This window comes from Verrucosispora sp. FIM060022, from assembly GCF_003977705.1.
Lineage (GTDB): Bacteria > Actinomycetota > Actinomycetes > Mycobacteriales > Micromonosporaceae > Micromonospora > Micromonospora gifhornensis.
On record NZ_RQIV01000004.1, the window covers coordinates 68,496 to 80,986 of the forward strand.

At 73.0% G+C, this 12,491-nt stretch carries 3 protein-coding genes; 2 read left to right on the plus strand and 1 reads right to left on the minus strand.

The window, feature by feature from the left end:
- Positions 1–10: 10 nt before the first annotated feature.
- Positions 11–739, minus strand: coding sequence for a 4'-phosphopantetheinyl transferase family protein (locus EG812_RS13665; RefSeq protein WP_126711762.1), 729 nt, complete (start codon positions 737–739; stop codon positions 11–13).
- Positions 740–892: 153 nt separating this feature from the next.
- Here EG812_RS13665 and EG812_RS13670 point away from each other — a divergent pair, with 153 nt between their 5' ends.
- Together EG812_RS13670 and EG812_RS13675 are read left to right on the plus strand one after the other, a co-directional pair.
- Positions 893–7,381, plus strand: a complete 6,489-nt coding sequence (locus tag EG812_RS13670) for an amino acid adenylation domain-containing protein (protein WP_502697188.1) — start codon at positions 893–895, stop codon at positions 7,379–7,381.
- On the plus strand, positions 7,378–12,483 hold the full coding sequence (locus EG812_RS13675) for a non-ribosomal peptide synthetase (RefSeq protein WP_126711763.1): 5,106 nt from the start codon (positions 7,378–7,380) through the stop codon (positions 12,481–12,483). Before EG812_RS13670 ends, EG812_RS13675 begins: the two co-directional genes overlap by 4 nt.
- The last annotated feature ends 8 nt before the right edge of the window (positions 12,484–12,491 follow it).

Below are 12,491 nucleotides of genomic sequence, written 5' to 3' on the forward strand. Positions count from 1 at the left end.
GTGTTGCTCATCATAGGTGACTCGCCTCTGCAAGAGGGTCAACGTCTCGCTCGACAATCGACAGTGGGCGACCGAGGGTGGCCAGTGCGGCCCGGTAGTCGTCGCCGACGGCTAGGTCGCTCAGGTGCACGCTGACGTGCGGCGGCGGCCGATTTTCCCAGCTCAGCAGGCGTGCGGAGGCATCCGGGGCGCTGACCGTGAGGTCGGCCGGCGACAGCACCAGACCGTCCCCGGTGGCCTTGAGGATCGCCTCCTTGCGGGCCCAGTACCGGATGAACGCGGCGAGTCGCCGCGGCTGCGGCAGATCGGCAAGCACCCGACGCTCGACGGGCGAGAGCGCCGAGACGGGAATCCGGTCGCCCCGCAGGGCCACCCGTTCGATGTCCACCCCGCAGACGGTGTCCCGGGCGATCGCCACCAGGATCCGCTCGGCCGAGTGCGACACCGACAGGTGCAGCACGCCTGCGCCGGTGTGCACCTCCAGCCGGCCGTGCGGGCCGGTGCAGTGTCGGCACGTGGAGGTGAAGACGACCTGGCGGGGCGTGGTGTCGGCGTACCGGGCGGCCAACAGCCGGGCCATCACGCGGCCGGTCACGAACCGGGTGCGAGCGGCGTCGTGGCCCAGGTTTCGCGCCCGCGCCTGTTCGGCGTCGTCGAGCAGGGCGTGCAGCGGCGCGGGAAGCGGCCCGGCGGGGCAGCGCCAGACCAGGCACTCGCCGCTTACGAGCCGCTCGCCCACGCCGCTCCCCTCGTCCGCCGGCGCTCTTTGCTCGCCTTCGTGGCGAGCCTTTCCGAGTATTACCGACTATCTCTAGACCCGAGTCGTGAGTCGCTGATAGCTTAGCGCCAGCCGACCGGAGACGTGGTAAAGGCTTACTGAGGAGACGCGACATTGGACGTTGCCGTCGACACCGATCCGACCCTGACCCTCGACCGGATGCGGGAGGACGTCGCGGAGGCCCTCGGCTGCCCGCCGTCGCTGGTGGGGGACGACGACGATCTGCTGATGCTCGGCCTCGACTCGATCGCACTCATGCGGTTGGCCAGCCGCTGGCACAGTCAGGGCGTCCCGGTCACCTTCAGTGAGCTCATCGAGTGGCGCACCCTCGCACAGTGGTGGGCGCTTATCGAGCAGCGCCACGCCGAGGCCCGCCCGGCACCGCTGCCGCCGGTGGAAGTGGACGAGTCCGCTCCGTTCGGCCTGGCCACGATGCAGCACGCGTACTGGATCGGTCGGGCCGACGGGCAGCCCCTCGGTGGTGTGGGCGCCCACTTCTACAACGAGTTCGACGGGTCCGGCGTCGACCCGCAGCGGCTCGACGCCGCCGTCCGCGCGGTGCTGCGCCGCCACGGCATGCTCCGGGCCGAGTTCCACGCCGACGGCACCCAGCAGATCCGGCCGGAGAGCCCGTGGCCGGGCCTGACCGTGCACGACCTGCGCGACCTGCCCCCGCAGCGGTGCGAGGAGGAGTTGGCGGCGCTGCGGCACCGGCTGTCCCACCGGCGGCTGCGGGTGGAGGAGGCGGAGACCTTCGACATCCAACTGTCCCTGCTGCCCGGCGGCGCCACCCGGGTGCACGTGCACGTCGAGATGCTTGTCGCCGACGCGCACAGCTTCCGGCTCATCCTGTCCGACCTGGCGGCCTGCTACCGGGATCCGGACCGGCAACTGCCCCCCGTGAACCTCAGCTACCCGGCTTACCTGGCCACCGTCGCCGCCCGCCCCGACGAGGCGCGCGAGCGGGCCCGCGAGTACTGGCGCGAACGGCTGGACACCCTGCCCGGCCCGCCGCAGCTGCCCACCGCCGTGGACCCGGCCACCGTGGCCGGCCACCAGGTGGTCCGCCGCTACCACTGGCTGACCCCGCAGCAGCAGGCGGAGCTGGAACGGCGTTCGGCGGCGGCCGGAGTCACCCTGTCGATGGTGTTCCTCGCCGCGTTCGCCGAGGTGCTGGCCGCGTGGAGCAGCAGCGGCCGATTCGTGCTGAACCTGCCGATGTACGACCGCCGCCCCGTCCATCCCGAGGTCGGCGAGGTCGTCGGCGACTTCACCAACCTGATCCTGCTGGAACTCGACACCACCGGCCCGGCCGGTTTCGTCGACCTGGTCCGCCGGCATCAGGACCGGCTGCGCAGCGACGCCGCCAACGCCGCGTACAGCGGGGTCGACGTGCTGCGCGACCTGTCCCGCGCCCGCAGCGGCCAACCCGTCGGCGCGCCTGTCGTCTTCACCAGCGCGTTGAGCCTGGGCGAACTGTTCGACGCCGAGGTCCGCAACTGCTTCGGCCGACCCGGCTGGACCATGTCCCAGACCCCGCAGGTGTGGCTGGACTACCAGATCACCGAGCGCGAGGACGGGCTCTACCTCAACTGGGACGTCGTGGACGAACTGTTCCCCGACGGGTTCGTCGACGACATGTTCGCCGCCTACCTGGGGATCGTCGACTGGCTGCTCGACCCGGCCACGGACTGGTCCGGGCGCGCCCCGATAGCGCTGCCCGAGCGCACCCGGGCCGCGCGGGCGGCGGCCAACGACACCGCCGGTCCGGTCGACGATCGGCCGCTGCACCACGACGTGTTCGCCCGCGCCGTCCGCGAGCCGGACCGCCCGGCGGTGCTGTCCGCCACCGGCGTGCTCACGTACGCCGAACTCGCGGGCCGGGCACAGGCGCTGGCCGACGAGCTGACCACCCGCGGCCTGGCCCCCGGGGAGGCCGTCGCCGTCACCCTGCCCAAGGGCCCCGACCAGATCGTCGCGGTGCTCGGCGTGCTGCGGGCCGGCGGCGTGTACGTGCCGATCGGCGTCGACCAGCCCCACGCCCGGCGCGACCTGATCCGGGCCACCGCCGACGCCCGCTTCACCGTCACCACCGCCGACGCCGCGCCCGACGCGACGACGCTTACCGTCCCCACCACCGCCGTGCCGGTACGCGCCGACGCGCCGACGGTCGACTGCGAGCAGGACGCGTACCTGCTGTTCACCTCCGGCTCGACCGGTACGCCGAAGGGGGTGCGGGTGCCCCACCGGGCGGCCCGCAACACCCTCGACGACCTGGTCGAGCGCTTCGACATCGGCCCGGACGACCGCGTCCTGGCGGTCTCCGCGCTCGACTTCGACCTGTCGGTGTTCGACATGTTCGCCCTGCTCGGCACAGGTGGTGCCGTCGTCACCGTCGACGAGGACACCCGCCGTGACCCGGCCGCCTGGTTGCGTCTGGTGCACGAGCACCGGGTGACGATCTGGCAGTCCGTACCGGCCCTGCTCGACCTGCTGCTGACCCAGGCCGAGACGGCGGGCGACCGCTCGGTGCCGCTGCGACTCGCCGTGCTCGGCGGCGACCGGGTCGGCCTCGACCTGGCCGGTCGGCTGGCCCGGCTGGCCCCGGACAGCCGGCTGTACGGCCTGGGCGGCACCACCGAGACGGCGATCCACTCCACTGTGCAGGCCGCCCCGGTCGACCCGCCGCCGCACTGGCGGTCGGTGCCCTACGGCGTGCCGTTGCGCAACCAGCTCATGCGGGTCGTCGACGAGCACGGCCGGGACCGGCCGGACTGGGTGCCCGGCGAGCTGTGGATCGGTGGCCGGTCGGTGGCCGCCGGCTACGCGGGTGACCCGCAGCGCACCGCCGACCGGTTCGTCGAGCACGACGGGCAGCGCTGGTACCGCACCGGCGACCTGGCCCGGTACTGGCCCGACGGCACTGTGGACTTTCTGGGGCGTACCGACTTCCAGGTCAAGATCCGGGGACACCGGATCGAGCTGGGCGAGATCGAGGCCGCGCTGGAGCGCGACCCGGACGTCTCCCGTGCGGTGGCCCAGGTGGTCGACGGCAACAGCCTCGCCGCCGCCGTCACCGTCACCCGGGCCGACGCCGACCCGCAGGCGATCCGGCAGCGCGCCGCCGAGCAACTGCCGCCGTACATGGTGCCGGCCGTGGTGGTGGTCCTCGACGCGTTCCCGCTCTCGGCGAACGGCAAGATCGACCGTGCCCGGCTGCCCGAACTGGTCGCCACCCGGCCCACCGTCGCGGGCACCCCGCCGCGCGGCGAGGTGGAGATCGCCGTGGCCGCCCTCTGGTCGGAGCTGCTCGGCGTGCCCGAGGTGCACCGGGAGGACAACTTCTTCGCCCTCGGCGGTGACAGCCTGGTCGCCACCCGGTTGCTGGCCCGGCTGCGCGAGAGCGGCATCACCGGCGCCGAACTGCGCCACCTGTTCCACGCCCGCGACCTGGCCGAGTTCGCGGTACGGCTGCGCAGCAGGAAAGCCGCTGCCCAGCGGCGTGAGTTGAGCGCCGACCTGGTGCACCGGCACGATCCGTTCCCGCCGACCGACGTGCAGCGCGCGTACTGGATGGGGCGTACCGACGACTTCGCGCTCGGCGGGGTCGGCTCCCACTGGTACTGGGAGTTCGACGGCGGGGACGTCGACCTCGACCGGTTGAACCGGGCCGTCAACATGCTCATCGCCCGGCACGAGATGCTCCGCGCCGTCTTCGACGACAACGGCGACCAGCGGATCCTGCCCGAGGTGCCGCCGTTCACCATCACCGTCCACGAGGGACCGGAGCACCTGGAGACGCTGCGCGAACAGCTGTCCCACCGCATCCCGGACCCGTCCCGCTGGCCGCTCATCGACATCCAGGCTGTCCGGCACCCCGGCGGCACCCGCGTCGCGTTCAGCTTCGACTACATCGTGCTCGACGCGCTGAGCATCGTCATCTTCTTCTCCGAGCTGTCCACCCTCTACCGTGACCTCGACGCCGAGCTGCGCCCGCTCGGGGTGTCGTTCCGCGACTACGTGCTCGGCGCGACACCGCCACCGGAGGCGATCGAGCGGGCGGGAGCGTACTGGCGTGGGCGGCTGGACGACATCGCGCCGGCCCCCGCGCTGCCGCTGGCCGTCGACCCGGAAACGCTTGTCGCCCCGAGGTTCGTCCGCCGCGAGCGCAGCCTCACCCCGCAGCAGTGGACGGCGATCACCCACCGGGCCCGCGAGCACCGGCTCACCCCGGCCGCCGTGCTCGCCACCGCGTACGCCGAGGTGCTCAGCGCGTACAGCGGGCAGGACGCGCTGACGCTGAATTTGACCATGTTCCAGCGCCACGACGTGCACCCGGACATCGGCGCGATCCTCGGCGACTTCACCTCGCTGGTGCTCGTCGGCTACCGGGGCGCGGCGCAGCAACCGTGGCGGGAGACCGCGCAGCTGCTCCAGCAGGACATGTGGGACGGGCTGGAGCACAACGACGTCTCCGCGCTGTGGGTGCTGCGCGAGTTGGCGCGCCGCCGCAACAGCGGCACGGTCAGCATGCCGATCGTGTTCACCAGCGCCCTCGGTGTGGCCGCCGACCTGGTCAACATGCGGTTCCCGTTCGGCGAGCTGACCTGGGGCATCTCGCAGACCCCGCAGGTGTGGCTGGACAACCAGGTGATGGAACGCGACGGCGGGCTGACCTTCAACTGGGACAGCGTCGACGAACTGTTCCCCGACGGGCTGCTCGACGCGATGTTCGACGCGTACCACCGGTTGTTGTGCTGGCTCGCCGACGGCGAGTGGGACCGGCCGCTGCCGGACCTGCTGCCGCCGGGGCAGCGCGCGATCCGGGCCGCCGTCAACGACACCGAGGCCCCGGCGCCCGACCACACCCTGCACGGGCCGTTCTTCGACCGGGCCGCCCGCGACCCCGGTCGGCTCGCGGTCGCCCACGGCGAGACGTCGATCAGCTACGGCGAGCTGGCCACCCAGGCGCTGCGGATCGCCGGTGCGTTGCTGCGCTCCGGGGTGGAACCGGGTGACGCGGTAGCCGTCACCGTGCCACGCGGCCCGGACCAGGTCGCCGCGGTGCTCGGCGTGCTGGCCGCCGGCGCGTCGTACGTGCCGGTCAGCGTCGACCAGCCCGCCGCCCGCCGGGACCGGATCTACACCAAGGCGCAGGTGACCGCCGTGGTCGGCCGGCCCGGCGCGCATCACCTGCCGACGGTCGCCGCCGACGTGGACACTCCGCCGCTGCGGGGGCCGGTGACGGTCGCCGCGGATGCGCTGGCGTACACGATCTTCACCTCCGGCTCGACCGGCGAGCCCAAGGGAGTGGAGATCACCCACCGGGCCGCGGTCAACACGGTGACCGACATCAACTCCCGGTACGACGTCGGGCCGGACGACCGGGTGCTGGCGGTCTCCGCGCTGGACTTCGACCTGTCCGTCTACGACATCTTCGGGCTGCTGACCGCCGGTGGGGCGCTTGTCGTGCTGGCCGAGGAGGAGCGCCGGGAGGCGCGCCGCTGGGCGCAACTGGCCCACCGCTGGGGCGTGACGGTCTGGAACTCCGTACCGGCGCTGCTGGACATGCTGCTGGTGGCGGCGGGCGATCACCCGCCGGCCGGTCTGCGACTGGCCCTGCTCTCCGGTGACTGGATCGGGCTGGACCTGCCGGGTCGGCTGGCGCAGGTCGCGCCGCACGCCCGGTTCGTCGCCCTCGGCGGGGCCACCGAGGCCGCGATCTGGTCGAACGCCTGCGAGGTCGAGGCGGTGCCGGAGCACTGGCGTTCCATCCCGTACGGCCGTCCGCTGCGCAACCAGCGCTACCGGGTGACCGACCCGCGGGGTCGGGACTGCCCGGACTGGGTGCCCGGGGAGCTGCGGATCGGTGGCGCCGGGGTGGCGTTGGGCTACCGCAACGCCCCGGACCTGACCGCCCGGCAGTTCTCCGTCGACGACGAGGGCTGCCGCTGGTACCGCACCGGGGACCTGGGCCGGTACTGGCCGGACGGGACGCTGGAGTTCCTCGGCCGGGTCGACTTCCAGGTCAAGGTGCGGGGGCACCGTATCGAGCTGGGTGAGATCGAGGCCGCCGCCGAGGCCCACCCGCAGGTCGGGCGGGCGGTGGCGATGGTCGTCGGCCAGGCACCGAGCCAGCACATCGGTCTCGCCGTCGTACCCGCCACCGGGGAACCGGACCTGGCCGGCTGGCTGGCCGAGCGGCTGCCCGCGTACATGGTGCCCGAGTACGTCGTGACGGTGGACCAGTTGCCGTTGACCGCCAACGGCAAGGTCGACCGGCAACGGCTCGGGACGCTGCTGCGCGCCGATCCGCTGGACGACGCGGCCGAGCCGCCCAAGGGGCCCACCGAGGAGAGTCTCGCCGCGCTCTGGTCGCAGCTGCTCGACCAGCCGGTGGCCGACCGCCGGCACAGCTTCTTCGCCCTGGGCGGGGACAGCCTGCTGGCCACCCGCCTGCTGGAGGCGCTGCGCCAACGGTTCGGCGTGGACATGACATTGCGACAACTGTTCGCCGTACCCGTGCTCGCCCAGCTCGCGGCCGCTGTCGACGAGCAGCTCCGCGCGTCGGCCGACGACGACGTCGAGGAAGGTGTCATATGAGCAACGACCCCCGCATCCCCGTCGAGCGGCTGGTCACCGACCTCGAACAGGCCGGACTGCGGCTGTGGGCCGAGGACGGCGCGCTGAAGTTCCGTGCGCCCGCCGGCTTCATGACCGATGAGCGGCGCGCCCTGCTGCGGGCCCGCCGGGACGAGATCCTCGACCACCTGGCCAACGGCCGGATGCCGCGCGTCGTGCCGGACGCCGAACACCGCCACGACCCGTTCCCGGTCACCGAGGTGCAGTCGGCGTACCTGCTGGGTCGTGGCTCCACCTTCGCCTACGGCGGCGTCGCCTGCCACGGCTACGGCGAGCTGCACTACCCGGACCTGGACCCGGAACGGATGACCCGAGCCTGGCAGGCGCTCATCGCCCGGCACGACATGCTCCGCGCGGTGATCGACATCGACGGCTCGCAGCGGGTGCTGCCGCAGGTCGAGGAGTACCAGGTCGGGGTACGCGATGTGCGCGGGCAGGACCGCGACGGGTTCGACCGGGCGGTGGCGCAGGTACGCGCCGAGATGGACCACCGGGTGTTCCGGCCCGACGTCTGGCCGCTGTTCGAGGCGCGGGTGACCCGTGGTGACGACGAGGCCGTGCTGCACGTCTCGGTGGACTTCCTCATCGCCGACTTCGTCAGCATCCAGATCATCCTCAACGAGCTGCACCACCTCTACCACGACGCCGGGCCGCTGCCCGAGCTGGAGATCGGCTTCCGGGACTACCTGCTGGCCGAGCGGAACTGGTCGGCGAGCCGCCGGGAGGCCGACCGCGACTACTGGTTGCGTCGGGTGGACGAGCTGCCGCCCGGCCCGGAGCTGCCGCTGACCAGCCGCGCCCGGCAGACCGAGGGCCGGTTCCGTCGGCTGGCCACCACCCTGGAACCCGAGCTGTGGGAAGGGCTGCGCAAGCACGCGGGCCAGCACGACGTCAGCCCGTCCGGCGCGGTGCTCGCCGCGTACGCGCACGTCATCGCCGCGTGGAGCCGCCGTCCCACGTTCACCCTGAACGTCACGCTGCTCAACCGGTTGCCGCTGCACCCGCAGGTGCCCGCCGTGGTCGGTGACTTCACCGGCGTGGAGCTGCTCGCCGTCGACCAAGGCGGGGCGGACACCTTCGACCGCTGGGCGCGGGGCGTGCAGGCCCAGCTCTGGCAGGACATGGACCACCGGGCGTTCTCCGGGATCGAGGTGATGCGAGAGATCACCCGCCGACGCGGTGCCGACGCGGCGCTGTTCCCGGTCGTCTTCACCAGCGCGATCGGTCTGGGCGAGGCCGGTGCCACCGAGTCGGTGTCCCACGGGCGGCTCGGTTACGGGATCAGCCAGACCCCGCAGGTCGTCATCGACTGCCAGAACTCCGAGCGCGACGGTGGACTGTCGACCAACTGGGATGTTCGCGAGGGCGTACTGCCCGACGGGGTGGCCGACGACATGTTCGCCGCCTTCGAGGAACTGTTGCGGGAACTCGCCACCGACGACCAGGCGTGGCAGCGGCCCCCGTCGAGCCTGCTGCCGCAGCGGCAGCGCGAACGCCGCGAGCAGGCCAACGCCACCGACGCCCCGCTGACCCGGGCCCGGCTGCACGACGCGGTCTTCGCCCAGGCCCGGCGTACCCCGGACGCCCCGGCCGTCATCCACGGCACCACCACGCTCAGCTACGCCGACCTGGCCGCCCGCGCCACCGGCGTCGCCAACCGGCTCGTCGAGTTCGGTTGCGCTCCCGGCGACCTCGTCGGGGTGACCCTGGAACGCGGCCCGGAGCAGGTCGTGGCCGTCCTCGGCGCGCTGCTGGCAGGCGCGGTGTACGTGCCGGTGGACACCGTGCAACCCGCCGCCCGGCGCGAGACGATCCTCACCGGTGCGGGTGTCCGGCACGTGCTGACCTCCCGGGAGCTGGCCGCCGGGTCCTGGCCGGCCGAGGTGGTGGCAGTGGCGTTGGACGAGGTGCCGCCGGCCGATCCGCCCGCCGAACCGGGCGGGGCACGTCCTGAGGACCTGGCGTACGTCATCCACACCTCGGGCTCCACCGGTACGCCGAAGGGCGTGATGATCACTCACGAGGCGGCGCTGAACACCGTCCTCGACATCAACTCCCGGTTCGCCGTCGGCGCGCAGGACCGGGTGCTGGGCCTGTCCCAGCTCGGCTTCGACCTGTCGGTGTACGACATCTTCGGCCCGCTCTCCGTCGGCGGTGCCCTGGTCATCCCGGACGCCGAGCGGCGCGCGGACCCGTCGCACTGGGCCGACCTGGTGGCCGCCCACGGGGTGACGGTGTGGAACTCCGTCCCGGCCCAGCTCCAGATGCTCTCCGGTTACCTCGGGGTGGCCGGCACCGCGCTGCCCACCCTGCGGCTGGCGATGCTCTCCGGCGACTGGATCCCGGTGGCCCTGCCCGACCAGATCCGTGCCCAGGTGCCGGGCCTGCAGGTGATGAGCCTCGGTGGGGCGACCGAGGCGTCCATCTGGTCGATCCACTACCCGATCGGCACGGTCGGCGAGGACTGGGCAAGCATCCCGTACGGTCGTCCGCTGGCCAACCAGACCTTCCACGTTCTCGACCCGCTGCTGCGCCCCTGCCCCGACTGGGTCACCGGCGAGCTGTACATCGGCGGCTTCGGGCTGGCGCGTGGCTACCTGCACGACCCGGAGCGCACGGCGGAACGGTTCATCGTGCACCCGGTCACCGGCGAGCGGCTGTACCGCACCGGCGACCTGGGCCGGTACCTGCCCGACGGCGACATCGAGTTCCTCGGCCGGGAGGACCACCAGGTCAAGATCCGTGGTCACCGGATCGAGCTGGCCGAGATCGAGACGGCCCTGCAGAGCCACCCCGACGTCGCCGCAGCGGCCGTGCTGGTCGCGGGCGACCAGCCGTTGGAGCGTACGCTCGTCGCCTTCGCGCAGCCCGCCGCCGCGACGCCGCCCGCCGAGGACGTGGCCGAGCTGGCCACGGTCGCGGCCCGGTCCGGCGACGCCGCGCTCGACGGCGTCGACCCGGACCGTTACCTGGAGTACGCCCACCGCCTCGACCAGGTGGCCCTGCCGGCCATGGTGGACACCTTCCGCCGCGCGGGACTCTTCGCCACCCTCGACGACCGGCACACCGCCGCCGAGATCGTGGCCGCCACCGAGGCCGCGCCCCGGCACCACCGGCTGCTGCGTCGCTGGCTCGCCGCCCTGGTCACCGAGGGCCTGCTGGCCGTCGACGGCGACCACTACCGGCTGACCGCCGAGGTGGCACCGGACGCGCTGGACGTGGCGTGGGCGGCCGTGGACGCGGCGGCGCTGCCCGGCGAGGAACGCCTGCTCGACTACTTCCGGGGCAGCATCCGCCACCTGCCCGCGCTGCTGCGCGGCGACGAGGACCCGCTCAAGCTGCTCTTCCCCGAGGGTCGGCTGGACGTCTCCCAGCAGCTCTACGAGGAGGCGGTCTTCAACCGCTGGGCCAACCGGGCCGCCGGCGCCGTGGTGGCCGAACTCGGCAGCCGTCGCCGGCACCCCGGCCCGCTGCGCGTGCTGGAGGTCGGCGCGGGTGGTGGCGGCACCACCGCGGCGGTGCTCGACGCGCTCGCCGGGCAGGAGATCGACTACCTGTGCACCGACCTGTCGCCCTACTTCGTGGGGCAGTCGCAGGCCCGCTTCGCCGAGGTGCCCGGTGTCCGGTTCGGTCTGTACGACCTGGACGCCGACCCGACCGAGCAGGGCCTCGCGCCCAACTCCTTCGACCTGGTCGTCGCCGGGGACGTGCTGCACGCCACCGCCGACGTCGACCGGGTCCTGGACCAGCTGCGCGGGCTGCTCGCCCCCGGCGGCTGGCTGGTGGCCCTGGAGATGACCCGGGACCACTACCAGATCATGACGTCGCTGGAGCTGCTGGTCCGGCTCGACGACGCCACCGGCGACTTCACCGACGACCGGGCCGGAACCGGGACGGTCTTCCTGGCCCGCGACCGGTGGCGGGACATCCTCGACCGGGCCGGCGCCGACCTCGACGTCTGCCTGCCGGCCGAGGACACCTTCGTCGGGCGGATGGGCATGTGTGTGCTCGCCGCCCGGTTCAAGGCCGACCGCGCGCCCGTACACCCCCGGGGGCTCACCGATCACCTGCGCGCCCGGCTGCCCGAGTACATGGTGCCCGGCACCCTGGAGATCCTCGACGAGCTGCCGGTCACCGACAACGGCAAGATCGACCGCCGGTCCCTCGCCGGGCGGCTGGGCCGCCGGCAGAGCGGGACGCAGGCCGGGCTGCCCGGCGCGGCACCCGAGACCGACCTCGAACGGGATCTCGTCGCGATGTGGAGCGAGGCCCTGGGCACGCCCGTCGGCCGCGACGGCAACCTCTTCGAGCTGGGCGGGGACTCGCTGGTCGCCGCCCAACTGGCCGGACGGATCATCGAGGAACTGCCGCTGGCCCGTACGCTCTTCTTCGACGAGGTGCTGCGCAACCTGCTCGAACTGGCCACCGTCGCCCGGCTCGCGCAGTGGCTGACCACGGCCGCCGAGGCGGGGGAACAGCTGCCGGAGGCGGGCCGGCAGGGGCCGACCGAGCTGCTCGTCGCCGTGCACGCCGAGGGTGCCGGCGTACCCCGGATCTTCCTGCCCGACGAGTCGGGATCGACCGACGGGGTGGCCTCGCTCGCGTCGGCGCTGCGGCCGGCCGCACCCGCCTGGGCACTCACCGGCGCGGGGCTGGCACTGCTGCCTTCGGTGGACAACGCCGCCGCCGCGTACGCCCAGGCGGTCGTCGACGCCGACCTGGCCCAGGTGGAACTGCTCGCCCACGGAGCGATGGCGGTCCTCGCCGTCGAGGTGGCCCGCAACCTGACCGAACGCGGGGTCCTCGTCGAAGGGCTGCGACTGCTGGCCGGTCACCGGCCCGCCCCCGGGGACGATCCGGTGCGCGACGCCCTCGCCCGGCACGAGCCGTCCATCTACGCCGGGGACATCACCCTGGTGCAGCCGGCGCAGGACGCGGAGATCGAGTTCTGGGAGGACCTCTGCCTCGGCAGCCTCGACGTGGTCGACACGGACCTGTCGGCTGACCAACTGCGCTGGTCGGCCGAGCCCGCTGCTCTGACCGACGTGCTGGGCCCGGCGTGATGAGCTGT